20 protein-coding genes are annotated in these 19,410 nt (G+C 70.2%); 7 read left to right on the top strand and 13 right to left on the bottom strand.

Annotation, left to right across the window (positions count from 1 at the left end; all coding sequences use genetic code 11):
• Positions 1 to 1,324: glycosyltransferase (locus VFF97_RS06325; protein ID WP_325032644.1), on the top strand; the 1,324-nt coding region annotated here is incomplete at its 5' end.
• 7 nt (positions 1,325 to 1,331) lie between these two features.
• Here VFF97_RS06325 and VFF97_RS06320 read toward each other — a convergent pair.
• The gene (locus VFF97_RS06320) at positions 1,332 to 2,051 is read right to left on the bottom strand and encodes an MBL fold metallo-hydrolase (RefSeq protein WP_325032643.1); all 720 of its coding nucleotides are present in this window, start codon (positions 2,049 to 2,051) and stop codon (positions 1,332 to 1,334) included.
• A 76-nt stretch (positions 2,052 to 2,127) separates the two neighbouring features.
• Here VFF97_RS06320 and VFF97_RS06315 point away from each other — a divergent pair, with 76 nt between their 5' ends.
• Positions 2,128 to 2,685 (top strand): TetR/AcrR family transcriptional regulator, encoded by a 558-nt coding sequence (locus VFF97_RS06315; RefSeq protein WP_325032642.1) that lies wholly within the window; start codon positions 2,128 to 2,130, stop codon positions 2,683 to 2,685.
• 152 nt (positions 2,686 to 2,837) lie between these two features.
• Here VFF97_RS06315 and ligD read toward each other — a convergent pair whose 3' ends face one another.
• The gene (ligD, locus tag VFF97_RS06310) at positions 2,838 to 4,091 is read right to left on the bottom strand and encodes a non-homologous end-joining DNA ligase (RefSeq protein ID WP_325032641.1); all 1,254 of its coding nucleotides are present in this window, start codon (positions 4,089 to 4,091) and stop codon (positions 2,838 to 2,840) included.
• Between the two features lie 255 nt (positions 4,092 to 4,346).
• Entirely contained in the window at positions 4,347 to 5,264 is a 918-nt protein-coding gene (locus tag VFF97_RS06305) for a Bax inhibitor-1/YccA family protein (RefSeq protein WP_325032640.1), read from the bottom strand.
• Between the two features lie 154 nt (positions 5,265 to 5,418).
• On the opposite strand from VFF97_RS06305, the gene VFF97_RS06300 reads away from it, so the two are divergent.
• Positions 5,419 to 6,429: a glycerophosphodiester phosphodiesterase family protein gene (locus VFF97_RS06300; RefSeq protein WP_325032639.1), complete on the top strand. Its 1,011-nt coding sequence runs from the start codon at positions 5,419 to 5,421 to the stop codon at positions 6,427 to 6,429.
• A gap of 118 nt (positions 6,430 to 6,547) precedes the next feature.
• Complete coding sequence (locus VFF97_RS06295; protein ID WP_325032638.1) at positions 6,548 to 7,429, top strand: manganese catalase family protein; 882 nt, start codon at positions 6,548 to 6,550, stop codon at positions 7,427 to 7,429.
• A 58-nt stretch (positions 7,430 to 7,487) separates the two neighbouring features.
• Here VFF97_RS06295 and VFF97_RS06290 read toward each other — a convergent pair whose 3' ends face one another.
• The 3 genes from VFF97_RS06290 to VFF97_RS06280 all read right to left on the bottom strand — a co-directional run bounded on the left by VFF97_RS06290 (position 7,488) and on the right by VFF97_RS06280 (position 8,761).
• Positions 7,488 to 8,162, bottom strand: a complete 675-nt coding sequence (locus VFF97_RS06290) for a DUF6766 family protein (RefSeq protein WP_325032637.1) — start codon at positions 8,160 to 8,162, stop codon at positions 7,488 to 7,490.
• 4 nt (positions 8,163 to 8,166) lie between these two features.
• Complete coding sequence (locus tag VFF97_RS06285) at positions 8,167 to 8,292, bottom strand: hypothetical protein (RefSeq protein ID WP_325032636.1); 126 nt, start codon at positions 8,290 to 8,292, stop codon at positions 8,167 to 8,169.
• Positions 8,293 to 8,434: 142 nt separating this feature from the next.
• Positions 8,435 to 8,761, bottom strand: coding sequence for a hypothetical protein (locus VFF97_RS06280; RefSeq protein WP_325032635.1), 327 nt, complete (start codon positions 8,759 to 8,761; stop codon positions 8,435 to 8,437).
• Positions 8,762 to 8,885: 124 nt separating this feature from the next.
• Here VFF97_RS06280 and VFF97_RS06275 point away from each other — a divergent pair, with 124 nt between their 5' ends.
• Positions 8,886 to 9,287 carry a hypothetical protein gene (locus VFF97_RS06275; RefSeq protein WP_325032634.1) on the top strand — a complete coding sequence of 134 codons (402 nt, stop codon included), beginning with the start codon at positions 8,886 to 8,888 and terminating at the stop codon, positions 9,285 to 9,287.
• A 98-nt stretch (positions 9,288 to 9,385) separates the two neighbouring features.
• Positions 9,386 to 11,788: a phosphoenolpyruvate synthase gene (gene ppsA, locus VFF97_RS06270; protein WP_325032633.1), complete on the top strand. Its 2,403-nt coding sequence runs from the start codon at positions 9,386 to 9,388 to the stop codon at positions 11,786 to 11,788.
• A 66-nt stretch (positions 11,789 to 11,854) separates the two neighbouring features.
• Here ppsA and VFF97_RS06265 read toward each other — a convergent pair whose 3' ends face one another.
• Positions 11,855 to 12,406 (bottom strand): hypothetical protein, encoded by a 552-nt coding sequence (locus VFF97_RS06265; protein WP_325032632.1) that lies wholly within the window; start codon positions 12,404 to 12,406, stop codon positions 11,855 to 11,857.
• A gap of 25 nt (positions 12,407 to 12,431) precedes the next feature.
• Positions 12,432 to 13,184, bottom strand: a complete 753-nt coding sequence (locus tag VFF97_RS06260) for an SDR family NAD(P)-dependent oxidoreductase (protein ID WP_325032631.1) — start codon at positions 13,182 to 13,184, stop codon at positions 12,432 to 12,434.
• A gap of 155 nt (positions 13,185 to 13,339) precedes the next feature.
• On the opposite strand from VFF97_RS06260, the gene VFF97_RS06255 reads away from it, so the two are divergent.
• Positions 13,340 to 14,188: a universal stress protein gene (locus tag VFF97_RS06255; protein ID WP_325032630.1), complete on the top strand. Its 849-nt coding sequence runs from the start codon at positions 13,340 to 13,342 to the stop codon at positions 14,186 to 14,188.
• A gap of 13 nt (positions 14,189 to 14,201) precedes the next feature.
• Here the strand turns inward: VFF97_RS06255 and VFF97_RS06250 are convergent, their stop codons facing one another.
• The 5 genes from VFF97_RS06250 to VFF97_RS06230 all read right to left on the bottom strand — a co-directional run bounded on the left by VFF97_RS06250 (position 14,202) and on the right by VFF97_RS06230 (position 19,338).
• A complete protein-coding gene (locus VFF97_RS06250) occupies positions 14,202 to 14,864 on the bottom strand; it encodes a response regulator transcription factor (protein ID WP_325032629.1) in 663 nt (220 codons plus the stop codon).
• Entirely contained in the window at positions 14,861 to 16,591 is a 1,731-nt protein-coding gene (locus VFF97_RS06245) for a GAF domain-containing protein (protein WP_325032628.1), read from the bottom strand. The genes VFF97_RS06250 and VFF97_RS06245 overlap by 4 nt, the downstream gene beginning before the upstream one ends.
• 69 nt (positions 16,592 to 16,660) lie before the next feature.
• Entirely contained in the window at positions 16,661 to 17,227 is a 567-nt protein-coding gene (locus VFF97_RS06240; protein WP_325032627.1) for a pyridoxamine 5'-phosphate oxidase family protein, read from the bottom strand.
• Positions 17,224 to 17,643, bottom strand: a complete 420-nt coding sequence (locus VFF97_RS06235) for a TM2 domain-containing protein (protein ID WP_325032626.1) — start codon at positions 17,641 to 17,643, stop codon at positions 17,224 to 17,226. The genes VFF97_RS06240 and VFF97_RS06235 overlap by 4 nt, the downstream gene beginning before the upstream one ends.
• 78 nt (positions 17,644 to 17,721) lie before the next feature.
• The gene (locus tag VFF97_RS06230; RefSeq protein WP_325032625.1) at positions 17,722 to 19,338 is read right to left on the bottom strand and encodes an MFS transporter; all 1,617 of its coding nucleotides are present in this window, start codon (positions 19,336 to 19,338) and stop codon (positions 17,722 to 17,724) included.
• Between the last annotated feature and the right edge of the window lie 72 nt (positions 19,339 to 19,410).

Here is a 19,410-nt window from a genome sequence, read left to right as displayed (position 1 = left end):
ACGCGCGCGCCAGATGGCGGCGGCCGGCGTCCACGACGGGCTCGGACCGCTCCTGCTGACGGTCGATCCCGGCACGCCCGCCGAGCACGCCCGCCACCGGGCGACCTTCGCGGGGCGCGACCTCGTGATCGACCCGTCGCGCATGCGGAACCTGTTCGACGAGGCATCCGGTGCCCACGGGGGCGCCGCACCCTGGCTGCTCGACGCCGCGCATCCGGGAGCGCCTGATTCTGCGCTCGAGTACCGGCCCGTTCCCGCCGCGAAGCCCGCCGTGTCGCTGCCGGTCATCGCCGGCGACCCGGACTGGCACATCAGTGGGGCTGCGGTCGTCGTGCACGACCCCGACGGGGGCGTCGCCGGCGTGCTCGACGGGTTCGGTGAGCTCTACCGCGTGTGGCTCGACCACATCGTGCGCGAGGTGCGGGGCGAGAGGCCCGATCGGCCCGTCGTCGTCATCTGCGAGTCGCGCCAGCTCGGCGAGCTGCTCGCGGGATGGGACGACCCGGATGTGCGCCTCATGCACGCGATCCACACGGTCCACCTCGAGCCGCCGTACGACCCGTCGGGTCCGATGAACACGCTGTGGTCGCGATGGTTCTCGCTCGCGGAGCGATTCGACGCCGTGCTGTGGCCGACCGCGGCACAGCGCGCCGACGTCGAGGAGCGCTTCGGCGCCTCTGATGTGCACGTCGTGGTCCCGCACGGAGTGCCGGCTGCGGCATCCGTCGTTCCGTCATCCGACCGTGTGCCCGGCCGCGCCGTCATGCTCAACCGACTCGCGCCGGGAAAGCGCGTCGACCACGCGATCCGCGCCTTCCGCGAGGTCGTCGAGCGCGTGCCCGGCGCGACGCTCGACGTCTACGGCGACGGACCCGAGCGCGACACGCTGCAGGACCTCATCGACGAGCTGGGGCTGGGCGCGCATGTCGCACTGCGCGGGAGGACGGATGACCCGTCGCGCGTGCTGCGCGAAGCGCTCGTCTTCGTGTCGACGTCTGCGTACGAGGGGCAGGGCCTCTCGCTGGCCGAGGCGCTCGTCGAGGGGTGCCCGGTGGTGTCGTACGACGTGCGGTACGGCCCGCGTGAACTGCTCGCGGAGGGCGGAGGAGTGCTCGTGCCGGATGCCGACGAAGGGGCGCTCGCCGACGCGATCGTGCGCGTGCTGAGCGACCCGGAGCTGCACGCCCGACTCGCGCGCGAGGCGGTATGCGTGGGGCGGCGCGTCGACTCCGAGCATGTCGTCGTGTCGCTCGCGTCGGCCGTGCGCGATGTGCTCGCCCGGCCGTCGCGGCGGGCGGCGGGCCACCCGTCCTCCCCGTCCTGATCCGGCGTCAGGCGGGCTGAGCGGCGGCGCGCACGGCGGCCGCGGCATCCGCCGGGGAGCCTCGGAACGGGGCGCCGTGCCCCGGGATGACCCACGCGGCGTCGAGGCCCGCGAGGCGGTCGAGTGAGGCGAGGGCCTCTTCAGGGTCGTCGGTGAACGGCGCGGGCTGGAGGCCTTCGCGCCCCGTGAGCACGTGCCGCGTCGTGAGCGCGTCGCCCACGAAGACCGCCCTCGCGAGCTCGGAGTGCACCGCGATGCTGCCCGGCGAGTGGCCTGGCAGGCTCACGATGCGGGGAGCTCCCGGCAGGTCGAGCACGTCGCCGTCGGCCACCTCGACGACCTCGCTCAGGTAGGTCGTGCGCACACCGCCCTTGCGGAGGCCGTAGGCGAAGAAGCCGAGCGTCGGCCACAGGCGGGCGGGACCCATCGAGAGCTTGGGCTTGTCGCCGCCGCGGGCGCGGTCGGCGTCGGCGGCATGCACGTACACGGGAACGCCGGTCTCGCGGCGGAGTCTCTCGGCGAATCCGATGTGGTCGCTGTCGCCGTGGGTGAGGATGACGCCACGGATGTCGCGGAGATCGCGGCCGATCGCGCGCAGCTCGGCGCGGAGGTCGGACCAGTGTCCGGGGAGCCCGGCGTCGATGAGGGTGATGCCGTCTGGCGTGTCGATGAGGTGCACGGCCACGATGTCGTTGCCGATGCGGGAGAGGTGCGGTCCGAGTCGCATGAGCTGTCCGATCGTTCTGTGATGGCTAATCAATGTAGCCATGATAGCTTATATCCGTAGCCATGGGAGATGACCGATGCCCACTCCGGAACGCACCACTCTCGAAGAGATCGTCGCCGCCGCGCGCGACCTGCTCGACGATGGCGGCCCTGCCCACGTGACGATGCAGGCGGTCGCCCAGCGGGTGGGCGTGCGCGCGCCCTCGCTCTACAAGCGCGTGCGCGATCGCGAGGCGCTGCTCACGCTCGTGTCGACGCGGACCGCGCTCGACCTGGGCGCGAGCCTCGCGGAGGCAGGCGACGATCTCGAGGCGCTCGCACGCGCTTACCGCCGGTTCGCGCACGAGCAGCCGGAGGGCTTCCGTCTCATCCTCGGCGGACCCGGCGACCCGGAGGTGATCGCCCGCGTCAGCGCGCCCGTGCTGCGCGCGGCGGGCGCCGTGGTCGGCGAGGACCGCGCGCTCGATGCCGCGAGGCTGCTCACGGCGTGGGTGACGGGCTTCGCCACGATGGAGCTGCTCGGCGCCTTCCGGCTCGGCGGCAACGTGGACGACGCGTTCGAGTGGGGCCTCGGCCGGATCGTCTCGAGCCTCGAGCCTCAGGAGACGGCGCCGATACGTCACTCCGGTCGGTGACGGAGGGAGCGGAGCGACTGACACCGCGGTCGCTGAGCGAGGGAGCGGAGCGACCGAGACGAAGCGCATCGCCCGCGCTTCGTCTCGCTTCGCTCGCTCAGCGTCCGGGATGGGGGGTTCGCTCGCTCAGCGTCCGGGATGGGGGCGCTCGCTCAGCGTCCGGGCGCGCCCGGCCACGTCTTGCCGGCCCACGGGTCGTAGTCCGCGAGGAGCTCTTCCTGCGGCGGCCGCTCACCTTCGGGAACGTGCTGCAGATTCACGCGCACGCGGTACCAGATCGAGCTCGACCCGCGCATGCCGTCGACGAGCACGTCGGCGGGGCTCAGCTTCTCGGCCGCCGCAGGGTGCTTCGCCTTCCACTCCTCGAGCGCCGCCATGGCCTCGGGCTTCGTCTCGGTGCGCGCGACCTCGATGAGGGGCATCGTCGACACGCGACGCCCATCACCGGAGCCGGAGCCGGTGCCCGATCCGCGCGGCGCCTTCTCGGCCGGACCCAGCTCCGCCGCGAGCTCGAGCAGCCCGTCGAGCACGCCCACCTCGTCGTCGAGGCCCTCGTGCGGGTCGCCGATCGCCGCGTACCGCTCGAGCACCGTCGCCACCGTGAACTCCTCTGGGCGGGCCGTGCGCACCTCGCTCCATGTGAGCGGCGTCGACACCCGCGCATCCGGCAGCGGCCGGACGGAATACGCGGATGCCACGGTCCGGTCCTTCGCGTTCTGGTTGAAGTCCACGAACACGCTCTCTCCGCGCTCCTCCTTCCACCAGCGCGCTGTCGCGAGCCCCGGCGCGCGGTTCTCGACCTCGCGCGCGAGCGCCTCGGCGGCGAGCCGCACGTCCTTGAACTCCCACCGCGGCTCGATGCGGACGAGGATGTGCAGCCCGCGCGATCCGCTCGTCTTCGGCCAGCCCACGAGACCGCGCTCAGCGAGCACCTCCTGCGCGACGTACGCGACGTCGACGATCTGTGACCAGTCGACGCCCGGCATGGGGTCGAGGTCGACGCGGAGTTCGTCGGGGTGATCGAGGTCTTCGGCGCGCACGGCGTGCGGGTTCAGGTCGAGGCATCCGAGATTCACGATCCACGCGAGCCCGGCCGCATCGCGCACGACCGCCTCCTCTGCCGACGTGCCGCGCCGGTAGTGGAGCGTGACGGTGTCGATGAAGTCGGGGTGGTTCTCAGGCACGCGCTTCTGGAAGAAGGCCTCCTTGTCGATGCCCTTCACGAAGCGCTTGAGCACCATGGGCCGACCACCCGCGCCGCGCAGCGCGCCGTCGGCGACGGCGAGGTAGTACTCGACGAGGTCGAGCTTCGTGAGTCCGGGCTCGGGGAACACGATCTTGTCGGGGTGCGACACGCGCACCTCGTGTCCGTTCGCCTCGACGAAGGTCTCCGCTCTGCCTGCCATCTTCGTCACGCTAGCGAGTGCCGGATGCAGCGGCCAGGGGTTGCGCGAGACCTGCCAGCCCACCCACCCCACCCCCCCGGCGTCGAGTGCACGACGTCGCGCCGAGTGCACGACTTCGCCGCGCCCCCAACTCGTGCACTCGACGGCAAGTCGTGCACTCGGCGAAGAGGCGAGGGGCAAGAACGGGGGTCAGGGGCGGGGCAGAACGGAACGAGGGGCCGCCCGACCGGGCGACCCCTCGTGAAGAAACGTGCGTCAGCCGTCGCCGCGTGCGATGGCGAGGATGCGCAGGATCTCGATGTACAGCCAGACGACCGTGACCATGATGCCGAAGCCGCCCAGCCAGCCGTACTGACGGGGGGCGCCGTTGCGCACGCCCTGCTGCACCTGGTCGAAGTCGAGCACGAGCGAGTACGCCGCCATGATCACGACGAGCACGCCGATGATCAGGCCGAGCGGGATGCCCATGACCTTGTTGCTCAGGAGGCCGAAGGCCCCACCGGCGATCGGCACGTTGAAGATCATGAGGCCGACGTTGATCAGCGAGAACACGAGGTAGCCGATCATCGCGATCATGAAGATCTTCGTCGCGCGCTTCGACGCGCGGACCTTGCCGCTCGCGAAGAGCGCGAGGGTGACGCCGACGACCGTCAGAGTCGCGAGCGTCGCCTGGAAGACGATGCCCGGCCAGATCATCTCGAAGAAGGCCGAGATGCCGCCGACGAAGAGACCTTCGAAGGCCGCGTACGCGAAGATGAGCCCGGGGCGCACCTTCTTGCGCGACGTGAAGATCACGGCCATCGCGAGGATGAAGCCGCCGAACGCGCCGATGATCCACGGCAGGATCGTCGGGCTCGGGTTCGCCGGGGTGACGCCGGCCATCGTCCAGATCCAGCCGACGACGGCGGTCACGAGCAGGATCGCGAACAGACCGAGCGTCTTCCAGACGGTGTCCTCCACCGTCATGCGACCCGTCTCGATCGCACCGGCCGGGGGTGCCGCGAAGGCGCCTTCGAGCTGGGCGTTGGCTGCGGCATCCGTCGCTGCGTGCTGTGCCGACGAGAACTGGGTCTGACCGCCGATGGTCGCCGCCTGTGGTCCGCCGGGGTACGACTGAACGGCGCGCTGGTCCTGGAACGCCGGGTTGTTGAATGCGGGGTTGTTGAGGGCCACTGCTCTCACACTCCAAAGTCGGGAAAGGACAGCTGAGCGCTGTTGATCAACGATATCGGACGCGAGGCGGGCTGAGGCCCGGCATGGCTGTGAGAAGCCCAAGACCGGATGCGGTGCCCGCCGCCCCGCGATGGCCCGCTTGTAGCCTGGGACCGTGCCTCGTCGGCGTCCGCTCGTGATCGGACATCGCGGTGCGCCCGGGTATCGTCCGGAGCACTCGCGCTCGTCGTACGACCTCGCGCTCGCGATGGGCGTCGATGCCGTCGAGCCCGACATCGTCGTGTCGAAGGACGGCGTGCTCGTCGTGCGGCACGAGAACGAGATCTCCGGAACGACGGACGTCGCGGCCCGCCCCGAGTTCGCGGATCGGCGCACGACGAAGTCGGTCGACGGCGTCTCGCTCACGGGCTGGTTCACCGAGGACTTCACGTGGGATGAGCTCGCGACACTGCGGTGCCGCGAGCGGCTTCCGGAGCTGCGCACCGTGAGTGCGTCGTTCGACGACCGTCAGCCCGTGCTGCGGCTGCGCGATGTGCTCGACCTCGTCCGCGCCGCGTCGCTCGAGCAGGGACGCGAGATCGCGGTCGTGCTCGAGATCAAGCACGCCACCTACATGGAGGCGCTCGGGTGGGACCTCGCGGAGCTCATCGTGAACGAGCTGCGCGATGCGGGGTGGGCGGACGGGCGGCATCCGCTCGTGATCGAGGCGTTCGAGGCGACGATCCTCGACCGGCTGCGGGAGCGCGGCATCCGCGGTTCGTACATCTACCTCATCGAGGCGAGCGGAAAGCCGTACGACCTCGTCGCACGGCTCGGCCGGCACGCGCCGACCTACAAGCGCGAGGTGAGTCCGGCAGGCCTCGACGCGCTCGTCGGCCGCGTGGACGGGATCAGCGTCGACAAGCGGCTCATCCTCGCACCCGATCGCTGGGGGCGCACGTCGGGCCCGGCCCCGCTCGTGCGCGAGGCGCGCGAGCGCGGGCTGCGCGTCTTCACGTGGACGGTGCGTCCCGAGAACGCGTTCCTCATCGCCCAGTTCCGCGGCCAGGGCGGCAGGGCCGCGTTCGGGGACTACGAGGGGGAGTGGGGCGTCATCCGCGACGCGGGCCTCGACGGCGTGTTCGTCGACCACCCCGACCTCGGCGTGGCGTTCTTCGGGTCGTAGGCGGTGCCGGCCGCAGGCGGAGCAGGGTACGCGAGAGACCGGATGCGCGGAACCCCTGCGCGCGACGCGTCGATGCGCCCGCACAGTGGTCCCTTCCAGGGACGAAGAAGGAGACCACATGTTCTTCCACAAGCAGGAGCTCCAATACAAGGCGAGCCCCGCCAAGCCCGACGCGATCTTCGCGCGGCGTATGCAGGAGGTGCTCGGGGGCCAGTACGGCGAGATCACGGTCGCGATGCAGTACGGGTTCCAGGCGTGGAACTGCCACATCCCGGGCAAGTACCGCGACCTGCTGTACGGCATCGGCGCGGAGGAGTTCGGGCACGTCGAGATGCTCGCGATCATGATCGCGCAGCTGCTCGAGAAGGCTCCCGTCGAGCAGTCCGAGGTGGCCGCGGCGGCCGACCCCGTCGTGGGTGCGGTGCTCGGCGGCATGGACGTGCAGGCGGCGATCGTCGCCGGCGCGGGCGTGCGGCCCGTCGACAGCAACGGCAACCCGTGGCAGGGGTCGTACATCACCGCGAGCGGCAACCTGCTCGCCGACTTCACCGCGAACGCGAACGCCGAGATGCAGGGCCGTGTGCAGGTCGCCCGCATCTACAACATGACCGACGACGACGGCGTGCGCGACCTGCTGTCGTTCCTGCTCGCGAGGGACACGATGCACCAGAACCAGTGGATCCGCGCGGCGCAGGAGCTGCGCGAAGAGGGCGTCGAAGACCTTCCGGTGCCGAGCAACTTCCCGCTTGCGCGCGAGCGTCGCGATGTCGCGTACGAGTACATCAACTTCTCGGACGGAGCCGCCGCAGCGGAGGGCTCGTGGGCCTCGGGGCCGACGCCCGACGGCAAGGCCGAGTTCACCTACCTCGACGGACCCGAGACGGCCGTGCCCATGCCGCCGCCGACGACGCCCGACCCGCGGTTCTACGGCACGGACGGCAAGCCGAACATCGTCGACAAGGCCGAGGGCGCCATCAAGGACAAACTCAGCGAGAAGTGACGGATGCCGCGGGCCCGGCGCCGAGTGCGCCGGGCCTCTTCCGTGCCGCCGCCGCCTGTCAGTCGGACTCGACCGAAGTCGTGTGGTGCGGCAGGCCGACCGGCTTCGACTCGCTCGAACCGCGCTGGCGCAGGTAGATCGACAGCGCGATCATCGCGCCGACCGCGAGGAACTCGGACTGCCAGTTCTGGAGCGTGCGCGACCAGAAGTCCGGTGTGCCGAGGTACTCGAGCCACGTGATCGGCGGCTGGCCGTGCTGCGCGTTCTCGGAGTTCATCACGACGGTGCCCGCGAGCGACTGCGCGAGCCACGACAGCACGAACACCGTGCCCATCACGAGCAGGAGCGAGTTCGAGAACACGACCTGCCGGAACCCGCGAGCGCGGGCCCACGACGGCGAGTCCTCGCGTGAGTGCTCGCCGACCATCTGCTCCTCGTCGCTGCCGGCGCCTTCGTCGCCGGGCTTCTTCGACTCGGGCGAGCCGCGCTGAACGAGCCAGATCGTGGCGGCGATGAAGAGGAAGAACTGGAGGAACTCGGACTGCCAGTTCTCGGCGATGTCGACGATGAACTCCGACGAGGTGACGAACGAGCCGAACGACACGAACGCCTGTCCGTGCTCCTGCAGTTCCTCGTTGTGCTCGAGGAAGCCGGCGATCGACTGGCCGACGAGCGTGACGAGGAAGAGGGCGCCGAACAGGATGCTGAGGGCGTTGTCTCTGAGCGGGCGCACGCGATCACCGCCCCGTGAGGGGGAGGATGATCATGTACGCGAGCCCGACGGCGAGCACCGCGATCCACGACCAGAACACGGCGGCCTCGCCGATCCGCGCTCCTTCATCTTCCGGTGTGAAGTGGGCCATGATGCCGCCTTTCGACGCGCATCCCGCTCGGTTGCGGGACCATCGCCTCGATCCTGGGGCCGTGCGGTGCGCGCGGGCAGGCCGTTGACAGGCGGGCTGGGAGTGGATAGCGACGGATGCGGCGGCTGCGGCATCCGCCCCGTCACAGTGCGTCCATGTCCCAGTCGATCATGCGACCCGGTTCGGCGGGCGGCGGGCGCAGGCGGCGCATGCGGGCCCGCAGATGGTCGACCACGGCGTCGTCCACGAGCTCATCCTGGCCGTCCTCGTGCGTGCTCTTGGCGACGATCTGACTCGACGGCCCGACGAGGAACACGGCGGTGCCGGCAGATCCGTCCTTCTCGCGGATCGGGATCTCGACGCTCTCGGCCGTCCCCACCGAGGCCAGCGCTTGGCTGTAGTCGACGAGGGCGAGGGCGATGTCGTCCCCGGTGAGGTACTCGCCTCCCGCGTAGATCAAGAGCTTCATGCTTCGTGCCTAACAGGGGATGGCGCCTGTGCGTGTGGCCCTTGCACCAGGGGAGGGCATCTGTTACCCGCCCGCGGACCGAACCTGGGAGGGCCGCACATGTCCACCGCGTAGCGTTCGACATATGCCCGAATCGTGGGAGCACTTCCTCCATCTCGTCGTCGGACGCGTGCGCCGGCACGAGAAGCTGCCCGATCTGCGGCACCTTCCGTCGCGACGCGTAGCCCTGGAGCGCACCCACTTCGTCGTGAACGACCCGGAGCGGCGGCACCTGCGGAGCCGGCTCTACGTCGTGCGTCACGAGCAGGTTCGGCGCAGGTCGAGCCTCGCGGTGTTCTCGAACGGCCGCCGCGTGGGCTACCTCCCCGAGCGGATCGCCCGCACGATGGCGCCCCTCATCGAGGAGCTCGGCGGCGCGGTGGTGGTGAACGGCGCCGGCGCCGGCGGCGGCAGCATCCGCCTCCGCGTCGATGTGCCGACGCTCGAGGCGATGGGTGAGTTCGCCCGCTCGCACAGCCCGGAGTAGACGACCCCCGCCTCGACCCGGATCCGCCGGGACCAACGGCCCACCCTCGGGCGCGCGATTCCGCGAGCGTGGAGGTGTACCGGATCGAGGAGGACCGCATGGGAAACGTGATCTCGCTCGCGGCCATCACGATGGCCGATCTGCCGCAGGTGGGTGGGAAGAACGCGTCGCTGGGCGAGATGATCACCCAGCTCGAGGGCACCGGTGTGGTCGTTCCGGGAGGCTTCGCCACGACGGCGTCCGCCTACCGCCGCTTCCTCGCTGTGAACGGGCTCGCTGACCGGATCGAGCAGGCGCTCGCGGAGCTCGACGTCTCGGATGTCGCGCGCCTTGCCGAGGTCGGCGCGGCCATCCGCGGGTGGATCCTCGAGCAGCCGCTCACCGAAGACCTCGAGCGCGACATCCGCGCGGCCTACGCCGACCTCATCGCGCACGAGAGCGCCCCCGACACGGTGACCTGGGCGGTGCGTTCGTCGGCGACGGCGGAGGATCTGCCGGATGCCTCGTTCGCCGGCCAGCAGGAGACCTACCTGCACATCGCGGGCATCGAGAACATCCTGGAGGCGATCAAGAAGGTGTTCGCATCGCTCTACAACGACCGCGCCATCGCGTACCGCGTGCACCAGGGCTTCGCGCACTCGGATGTCGCCCTCTCGGCGTCGGTGCAGCGCATGGTGCGCTCCGACATCGGAGCATCCGGCGTCATCTTCACCGTCGACACCGAGTCGGGCTTCCGCGACGCCGTCCTCGTGACGAGCGCATACGGATTGGGCGAAGCGGTCGTGCAGGGGGCGGTCAACCCCGACGAGTTCCTCGTCTACAAGCCCGGACTGCGGGCGGGACGCGCCGCCATCCTGCGGAGGCGGCTCGGCCAGAAGGCGACGGCCCTTCGGTTCGCCGGGCAGCACACCGTCGAGCACAGCACGGTGTTCGAGGACGTTCCGGATGCCGATCGCGAGCGCTTCAGCATCACCGACGCCGAGGTGACGGAGCTCGCCCGGCACGCGCTCGTGATCGAGGAGCACTACGGCCGCCCGATGGACATCGAATGGGCGCGCGACGGCATCGACGGTCGCCTGTACATCCTGCAGGCGCGACCCGAGACGGTCGTCTCGCGTGAAGACGGTGCCGTGCTCGACCGCTTCGTCATGCACGACCACGGCGAGGTGCTCGCCTCCGGACGTGCGATCGGGCAGCGGATCGGCGTCGGTCGCGTGCGCGTGCTGTCGTCGATCGCGCAGATGGACCGCGTCGAGACAGGGGATGTGCTCGTCGCCGACATGACCGACCCCGACTGGGAGCCGATCATGAAGAAGGCGGCCGCCATCGTGACCGATCGCGGCGGGCGCACGTGCCATGCGGCGATCGTCGCGCGCGAACTCGGCATCCCGGCCGTCGTGGGCACGGCGACAGCCACGACCGACCTCGTCGACGGCGACCTCGTCACCGTGAGCTGTGCCGAAGGCGATGTGGGGCACGTGTACGCGGGCCGCGCCGAGTTCACCCACGAGAAGACGCGGGTGGACCGGATGCCGCCGGTCGGCGTCGACCTCATGATGAACGTCGGCACGCCCGACCAGGCGTTCGCGTTCTCCGCGCTCCCCAACGAGGGAGTCGGGCTCGCGCGGCTCGAGTTCATCATCAACGAGTACGTCGGCGTCCACCCGCAGGCGCTGCTGGATGCTTCGGCCGGAGGGGCGGGTCTGGACGATCGGCTGCTCGCGGCGATCGAGGCACGGACGAAGGCGTACGGCTCGCCGCGCGAGTACTTCGTCAAGCGGCTCGCGGAAGGCGTCTCGACGATCGCCGCGGCCTTCGCGCCCAAGCCGGTCATCGTGCGCACGAGCGACTTCAAGACGAACGAGTACGCGCACCTGCTGGGCGGAGACCGCTACGAGCCGAACGAGGAGAACCCGATGCTCGGCTGGCGTGGCGCGTCGCGCTACGTGACGGAGGCGTTCGCCGACTCCTTCGCGATGGAATGCGAAGCCTTGAAGTATGTGCGCGACGACATGGGGCTCGACAACCTGCAGATCATGATCCCGTTCGTGCGGACCCTCACCGAAGCCGAGGCTGTCGAGCGCGCGCTCGCCGCGAACGGTCTGCGGCGGGGTGAGAACGGGCTGAAGGTCATCATGATGTGCGAGATCCCGTCGAACGCGCTGCTCGCCGACCGGTTCCTCGACCACTTCGACGGGTTCTCGATCGGGTCGAACGACATGACGCAGCTCGTGCTCGGTGTCGACCGCGACTCCGACCTCGTCGCCGGATCGTTCGACGAGCGCGACCCCGCCGTGCTCGCCGTTCTCGAGCTGGCGATCGACGCGTGCAACCGCCGTGACAAGTACATCGGCATCTGCGGTCAGGGGCCGTCGGACCACCCCGACTTCGCCGAGTGGCTCGTGGCGCGCGGCATCCGGTCCATCTCGCTGAACCCCGACACGGTCGTCGAGACGTGGATGCGGCTCGCGGAGCTGGGCGCTCGCGTTCCGGCCGCGTGAGCCACGTGGTCGCGTGACGATGCCCGGCACCTGAGGGTGCCGGGCGTCGTCGTATCGGCTGTTACGTCACCGTGCGGCGGCGGGCGCGAGCAGCGCGGCGAGCCGGATGCCCCAGCCCCGCGCGCGCTCGACTTCACCCGGCAGCAGGTGGCTCTTGCGGTCGACGAGAAAGCTCATCGGCTCGGCGAGCCGCTCCGACCCGAGCCTCGTCAGGCGCTTGTCGATCACGGCGGCGGCGGAGCCGGTGAAGATCCGCGGCATGTCCGCACGCGTGTCGAATGCGACGTGGCGCGCGACACGCGGCTCGTGCTTCTTGAGCCAGTCGCGGATGCCGGGATCCCCGAGCCGGGTCTCGAGCTCGAGCTCGAGCTGATCCCGCAGCACCCACTGCACCGCCTCGGCGCGCGTCGCCGCGCGACTGAGGCTGTGCGCGTGGGTCGGGCCGCCGACGATGAGCAGGGCGACGTCGTCGGCGACGGGCCCCGCTTCGGTGACCGGCGTGACCGTCACGTCATGCGTCGCGCGGATGCCGTCGGCGATCGCCTCGGCGATGCGCCGGGTTCCGCCGAACATCGACTCGTACACGATCAGGACCGTGTCGGCGGGTGTCTTGTTCATGGTGTGCTCCTTTGGCGGGCAGTCGTCAGATCGCCGCCCATCCGCCGTCGACGGGGATGATGGCGCCCGACACGTTCGATGCCTCGTCGCTCAGCAGCCACGTGATCGCAGCGGCGAGCTGCTCAGGCTGCGCGACGGCGGGAACGTTCGTCTGCAGGAAGGGTCCGATGCGGGTGGCTCCCCACTCGGAGTGGAAGGGCGCCTCGATGTTCGTGGCGACCGGCCCGGGCGCGACGGCGTTGCAGCGCACGCCCTTCGGGGTGTAGTAGAACGCCGTGCTGACCGTGAGGCCGTTCACGGCGTGCTTCGAGGTGGTGTACGGCGTGCCGGCGGCGGATCCGCGTTGGCCCGCCTCCGACCCGACGTTGACGATGCTTCCGTGACCCTGCGCGATCATCGCGGGGAGCACGGCGCGGATGAGCCTCATCATGCCGGTCACGTTGACGGCCATGACGCGGTCCCACGTGGCATCCGAGATGTCTGCCGTCGGTTCGAAGCCGTCCATGATGCCGGCCACATTGGCCAGCCCGTCGATGCGGTCGCCGGCGGCCTCCACGATCGGTGCGATCGCCGCGGGATCGGCGATGTCGGCGGTGACGGTGACGATGTCGCCGTCGACCTCCTCCGCGAGGTTCGCGAGGCGCTCCTCCGACACGTCGACCGCGACGACGCGGCACTCCTCGGCCGCGAGCCGCTCGACGGTGGCCCGGCCGATTCCCGAGCCCGCGCCGGTGATGATGACGGTCTTGCCGGTGAAGCGAGGTGCGATGTTGTTCATGTCACTCCTTCGTCTCGAGGCAATTCCACCGTCGGAACGGGACGGATGCCGGGCCGATGGTCCCGTCGGGTTCGCCGTGCGACGGGACCAACGGCCCACTTCGCAGGGGTACGTCGGACGTAGCCTCGCGATGGAAGCAGCGAGGGAGGCCACTGATGGAACGCATCGTCATCGGCTACGACGGCAGCCCGGCATCCGTATCGGCTCTGGCATGGGTCGCCGCGCGCGCGGCGCGAGAGAACGCCGCCGTCGATGTCGTCAACGTCGTGTCGCGATCGGACAAGGATCGAGCGGCGGCCCTGGATGTGCTGGGCGACGCCGAGGAGTACCTGCGCGAGCGCGTGCCCGGCCTCGAGGTCGAGCTGCATCGGCTCGAGGGCGGCATCGCCGACGAGCTGGCCGAGTTCGCCGACGAGGCGGACCTGCTCGTGGTGGGAGTGACCCCGGGCCGTCCGATCCGCGCCGCGGTCGCCGGCGCGATCCCGTTGCGGCTGAGCACGCGCGCCCGCGTTCCGGTCGCGCTCGTTCCCGCAGGGTGGGTCGAGGAGGACGAGCCGATCACGGTCGGCATCGCCGACGACCACTCGTCCGACGCGGCGCTCGCGTTCGCGACGAGGGAGGCTCGCCGCACCGGCGCGCCTCTGCGACTCGTGCACGCGTGGCTCATGCCCACGCCCGCGTTCTACGGCAGCACGGCACTCGTCGAGACGCCCGAGACCGTCATGGCGGCGCACCGCGCCGTGCTCGACGAGGCGCTCACGTGGGTGCTCGAGCGCAGCTCGACGTTGTCGATCCAGACCGAGCTCATCCGCGACAGCCGCTCGGCTGCGCTGCTGCGCTACTCGGGTCGCTCGTCGATGCTCGTCATCGGAACCCACCACCGCGGCATGCTCGCCGGGAGCATCCTCGGCTCGGTCGCGCAGGAGATCCTGTGGCACGCCGAGTGCCCGGTCATCGTCGTTCCGAACGAAGCCGGCGTGGAGCGCTACGAAGACATCGTCTGAATCGGATGCCGCGCTACGGCGCGCGCGAGCCGGACGGTCGCGGCGGGTCGCGGTGCTCGAGCTCGAACACCGCGGCCTGCGTGCGCCGCTCGAGGCCGAGCTTCGTCAGCAGCGACGACACGTAGTTCTTGACGGTCTTCTCGGCGATGCCGATCCGCTCGCCGATCTGGCGGTTGGTGAGCCCCTCCGCGATGAGGTGCAGGATCTGGCGCTCCCGGAGCCCGAGCGAGCCGAGGCGGGGATCCTCGTCGTCGGCGCGATCGCGGATCTGCTGCGTCGCGCGCCGGACGACGCTCTCGTCCATGAGCGACCGGCCCGCGGCGACGGCGCGGATGGAGTCGACCAGGCGGTCTCCGCCGATCGTCTTGAGCACGTAGCCCGCGGCGCCGGCCATGACCGACGCGCTCACGGCGGTGTCGTCGTCGTACGCGGTCAGCATGAGGCACTTCACGTCGGGGACGCGTGAGCGGATGTCGCGGCACAGGTCGATGCCGCTGCCGTCCGGCAGGCGCACATCGAGCACGGCGACATCGGGCCGCGTCGCCTCGATGCGACCGATCGCCTGCCGCGCGGTGCCGGCTTCGCCGATGACCTCGAGGTCGGCCTGCGAGCGGATGAGGTCGGCCAGCCCGCGACGCACGATCTCATGGTCGTCTACGAGAAAGACATCGATCACGCGGGGTCGTCCTTTCGCGGGGTGGCGGTGCTCGGCAGAGGGACGCGCCAGATCGCACGGGTGCCCTCGCCGGGGGATTCGAGCGTGAAGGTTCCGCCGCGTCGCTGCGCCTTGTGGCCCAGGTTGTCGAGCCCGCTGCGGCGAGGCGTGTCGCCGATGCCGACTCCGTCGTCGTCGACGGTCACGACGACGTCGCCCTGATCGACGGCGAGCTCGATCGAGATCCGGTCGGCGTGCGCATGGCGGATCGCGTTGCTGAGCAGCTCGCGCGTCACGCCCACGACATCGTCGAAGAGGTCGCCCACGATGAGGTGGTCGACGGGACCGGAGAAGCGGATCGCAGCGGGTCGCCGCATCGATCCCGACATCTCGGCGACGACGTCGAGGATGCGGTGGCGGATCGCGGTCTCGTCGCGTCGTGAGAGTGCGAAGACCACGGTGCGGATCTGCGCGATCGCGTCGTCGAGCTGCTCGACGGACTCACTCAGTCGCTGCGCCTCGGGGCCCGGCGGCAGTGACGCGGCGACCGCCTGCAGCGAGAGTCCCGTGCCGAACAGCTGCTGGATCACGTGGTCGTGCAGGTCGCGCGCGATGCGGCTGCGGTCGTCGGCGAGCATCGCGCGCTGCGACTCCTCGCGGGCGACGGCCAGCTCGAGGGCGATGCCGGCGCGTGAGACGAAATCGGCGGCGCTCGCGATCTCGGACTGCGTCAGACGACGGCCGGAGGGCTCGCGCGCGATGCACACGATGCCCCACAGCCGAGCGTGCGTGCGCATCGGAGCGACGAGGGCGGGACCGGTGCCGGTCTCGTCGGCGATCAGGAGCACATCTGGCTCGGCATCCGCCCGATGTGTGATGATGCGCGCCTCGGCGTCTTCGAGCACGGTGCCCGCGCACACGTCCTCGGCGTCGACGACGAGCCCGCGAAGCTGCGCCTCGTCGTCGCCGCGTGCCGCCACGATGCGCAGTCGGCCCGAGTCCTCGTCGGTCAGCAGCACCGTGACCTTGTCGACTCCGGGCAGTTCGAAGATGCGGCTCGCGATGAGGTCGAAGGCCGTGTCCGTCGGCGAGGCGAGCAGCGCTGCGGAGAGCTCGGCCGCGGCCGTCATCCACCTCTCGCGCGTGCGGGCGAGGTCGAGGAGTCGGGCGTTGTCGATCGCGAATCCCGCCGTCGTGGCGAGCGCTGCGACGAGCTGCTCGTCCTCGTCGGTGAAGTCGGCGCCGTCGCGGCGATTGGTGAGGTAGAGGTTGCCGAAGACCTCGCCGCGCACACGGATCGGTACGCCGAGGAAGCTCGACATGGACGGGTGGTGCGCGGGGAAGCCGGCGGAGCGCTCGTCGTTCGCGACATCCGTCAATCTGATCGGTCGCGGGTCGGCGATGAGGGCTCCCAGGAGCCCGTGGCCGAACGGAAGGTGACCGATCTTGGCTGCCTGGTGTTCGTCCAGCCCGACGAAGATGAACTCCTCGAGTGCGTCGCGCTCGGGCGCGATGACACCCAGCGCGCCGTACTCCGCGTCGACGAGCGTGGTCGCCGCCTCGACGATGCGACGCAGCACAGTCGAGAGGTCGATCTCCTCGACGACGGACTGGGTCGCGGCCAGAAGCGCGCGTAGGCGCCCCTGTGTGCCTCGGACCTTCTCCGCCTGGGCGAGGAGGGCCGTCAAGGCCTCGTCGAGTTCGAGGCGGGGGCCGTCCGGAAAGGCGAGGCTGTCGTCCGCGGCCATGGCCGCCTTCCTTTCTTCCTCCGTGTCCACATTATGGCGGGGGAAGCGGAAGACGCCACAGCGAGCGTCTCAGCCGGAGGGCGTGTACGGCGCCGTGCCTTCCGGGAGCGGCGGATGCGACGGGATCTCGACGGGCCGCGTCGAGCGGGTCTGCTCGGATGCGGCATCCGTCACCTGGCTCGGGTCCGGGAGTTCGATCGGGGCCGTCGGCGTCGGGTCGGCATGGGGGATCGCGATCCCGGAACGGTCGGCGAAGCGCCGGCCCGCCGTGGTGCGCGGCGTGATCTTGAGGACGTGCTGCTTGTAACGGGGACTGGCCGTGACGACGTGGCGGATGCCGCTCCGCTCGATCTCGACCGCGTCGGTCACCCGGGCGGCCGTGCCTCTCACGACGACGCTCCACCAGCCGTACTTGTCGTGCCCGTCGACCTCGAACGCCGCCGCCGGCTGCGCGGCGAGGCGGACGACTTTGACGTCGGGCGCGCTGCGGATGTAGATCGCGCCCTGGTAGGCGACGAAGTTGACCGGGAAGATGTCGGGTCCGACGCCTTCCTCGAGCACGGCGAGTCTGCCGACACGCTCGCGCTCGAGGAGCTCCCAGCACTCGGCTGTCGAGAGGTGAGTGGACGTGGTCATTGGCCCATCCACCACGGCATCATCGGCCAGATCTGGTCCGGCAGGAGCACGAACACCCGCGAGATCGCCGTGGTCAGCAGCCACAGGCCGAAGCCGGCCGCCGTGATGATCCACGCGATCATCTTGTGCTCTTCGAAGTCCGGCAGAAGTCGACCTTCCTTGTCACGCTGCACGCCGGCGAGCGTGAGGATCAAGTCGATGAGCCACCAGATCCCGAGCCCTCCGATCGTGAGCAGCTTGAGGACCCCGGTGCCGATCTTCCCGAGATAGAAGCGGTCGACTCCGAGGAAGCCCAGCAGCCACGCGAACATCCAGGTCGCGATGAACGACCGCGGCGGCGGTGGGGCGGGCGGAGCGGGCGGAAGCGGTGGAGCCATGTACTCCGGCGCTCCCGTCGGGGGTGGGTACGTGGACATGCGTGCCTCCTTCGGCTCACCTCCACCATGGACGGGCCGGGAGGGGGAGGAGGGGCCGAAGGTCCCGCGGTCCGGGGGTCAGGCCTCCGCTTCGAGCGCGGGTGTCTCATCCGCGGCGGCAGGCTTCCGCTCGCCGCGGCCGAGCGGAATCGTCGTCAGCAGGCCCACCACGAGGGCGCCGATGCCGACCCACGCGGCGACCGCGACGCCCTGCGTGAGAGCTTCGCGCGCGGCATCCGCGATCGCCGCCGTCATCGGGTTCTCGGAGAGCTGGGCGATGAGCGCGCCCGCCGAGTCGGAGACGGCGTCGACGAGGTCGCCGATGCCCGGGTTCGCCGAGATCTCCTCGGTGAGGCGGGCTTCGGTGCCGGCGCGGAGAGTCGTGAACAGGGCGGTCCCGAGGATCGCGATGCCGAGCGCCGAGCCGACCTGGCGAGCGGTCGACTGGGTCGACGACGCCTGTCCCGACTTGTCGAGCGGCACGTCCGCGAGGATGAGCTGCGTGAGCTGCGCCGTCGCGAACCCGACGCCCATTCCGTAGAAGAACAGCGGCACGCCGGTGACCCACAGGGTCGAGTCGGGGCGGATGAGCAGCGCCATGACCGCGAGCGACACGATCTCGAGCACGATGCCGAGTCGCACGAGCTGCACGGGTGAGAGGTGTTTCGACAGCGAGTGGATGGAGCCGCTCGCGAGGAACGAGCCGACGGCGAGCGGCAGCAGGGCGAGTCCTGCCTGGAGCGCGTCCATCCCGAGCACGTACTGGAACCACAGCGGCAGCGACAGGATGAGCCCGAACTCGCCGAGCGAGACCGTGAGCGCCGTGACGTTGCCGTTGCTGAAGCTGGGGATGCGGAACAGCGTGACGTCGAGCAGGACCGACTTTCCGGATGCCACGCGCGACCGCTCCCAGAACACGAGCGCACCCAGCACGACGACGGCGGCGACGAAGAGCACGGGGATGACGCTGAACCCGCCGAGGCTGATCGGCGCGTCATCCGTCGCCATCCACCACCCGTAGGCGCGGCCCTCGATGAGTGCGAAGACGAGCATGCCGAAGCCGAGGACGGATGCCGCGGCCCCCAGCCAGTCGGTGAAGCGCGCCGTGTCGTGCTGACGCGACTCCGCGACGCACACGAGCAGCCCGACGATGACGAGGATGCCGAACGGCACGTTGATCCAGAAGGCCCAGTGCCACGAGAAGGCGCTCGTGAGCCATCCGCCGAGGACCGGGCCGACCGCGGCCATCGAGCCGATCGTCGAGCCCCACACGGCGAACGCGATGCTGCGCTCGCTGCCGCGGAAGGTCGCGTTCAGGAGCGCGAGGGTGGTCGGGAGGATCATCGATCCGCCGATGCCCTGCAGGGCGCGCGCCGCGATCAGCCACGTGCCGGTGGGGGCGAACGCGCACAGGATGCTCGACCCGACGAAGATCGCGAGACCGATGATGAGCAGGCGTCGCCGCCCGATGCGGTCGCTCATCGTGCCCCACACCATCAGCAGGGCGGCGAACACGAGGGTGTAGACCTCCTGCACCCACTGCACCTGGGTCGTCGTGAGGTCGAGGGACGAGATGATCTCGGGCATCGCGACCGACACGATGGTCGCGTCCATGATGATGAGGGCGACCCCGAGCGAGATCGCCGCGAGGCCCCACCAGCGCAGGCGGTGGTATCGATCGGTCGCGGGATTCACGAAGGGACACGATACACCGTTTTCCCGACAGGTTGTCGGGAAGGTGGCCGGTCGGGGTGGATCGCGAGGATA

The sequence above is a fragment of the Microbacterium sp. genome, assembly GCF_035687345.1.
GTDB lineage: Bacteria > Actinomycetota > Actinomycetes > Actinomycetales > Microbacteriaceae > Microbacterium.
The sequence above is the reverse complement of the archived record's forward strand: the minus strand, read 5'-3'. Positions and strand labels throughout refer to the sequence as shown.

Excerpts from the sequence above, each read along its gene's own strand:
- VFF97_RS06320 (WP_325032643.1), bottom strand. The coding sequence starts at position 2,051 with ATGCGACTCGGACCGCACCTCTCCCGCATCGGCAACGACATCGTGGCC.
- VFF97_RS06315 (WP_325032642.1), top strand. The coding sequence starts at position 2,128 with ATGCCCACTCCGGAACGCACCACTCTCGAAGAGATCGTCGCCGCCGCG.
- ligD (WP_325032641.1), bottom strand. The coding sequence starts at position 4,091 with ATGGCAGGCAGAGCGGAGACCTTCGTCGAGGCGAACGGACACGAGGTG.
- VFF97_RS06295 (WP_325032638.1), top strand. The coding sequence starts at position 6,548 with ATGTTCTTCCACAAGCAGGAGCTCCAATACAAGGCGAGCCCCGCCAAG.
- VFF97_RS06285 (WP_325032636.1), bottom strand. The coding sequence starts at position 8,292 with ATGGCCCACTTCACACCGGAAGATGAAGGAGCGCGGATCGGCGAGGCC.
- VFF97_RS06280 (WP_325032635.1), bottom strand. The coding sequence starts at position 8,761 with ATGAAGCTCTTGATCTACGCGGGAGGCGAGTACCTCACCGGGGACGAC.
- VFF97_RS06275 (WP_325032634.1), top strand. The coding sequence starts at position 8,886 with ATGCCCGAATCGTGGGAGCACTTCCTCCATCTCGTCGTCGGACGCGTG.
- ppsA (WP_325032633.1), top strand. The coding sequence starts at position 9,386 with ATGGGAAACGTGATCTCGCTCGCGGCCATCACGATGGCCGATCTGCCG.
- VFF97_RS06265 (WP_325032632.1), bottom strand. The coding sequence starts at position 12,406 with ATGAACAAGACACCCGCCGACACGGTCCTGATCGTGTACGAGTCGATG.
- VFF97_RS06260 (WP_325032631.1), bottom strand. The coding sequence starts at position 13,184 with ATGAACAACATCGCACCTCGCTTCACCGGCAAGACCGTCATCATCACC.
- VFF97_RS06255 (WP_325032630.1), top strand. The coding sequence starts at position 13,340 with ATGGAACGCATCGTCATCGGCTACGACGGCAGCCCGGCATCCGTATCG.
- VFF97_RS06245 (WP_325032628.1), bottom strand. The coding sequence starts at position 16,591 with ATGGCCGCGGACGACAGCCTCGCCTTTCCGGACGGCCCCCGCCTCGAA.
- VFF97_RS06240 (WP_325032627.1), bottom strand. The coding sequence starts at position 17,227 with ATGACCACGTCCACTCACCTCTCGACAGCCGAGTGCTGGGAGCTCCTC.
- VFF97_RS06235 (WP_325032626.1), bottom strand. The coding sequence starts at position 17,643 with ATGTCCACGTACCCACCCCCGACGGGAGCGCCGGAGTACATGGCTCCA.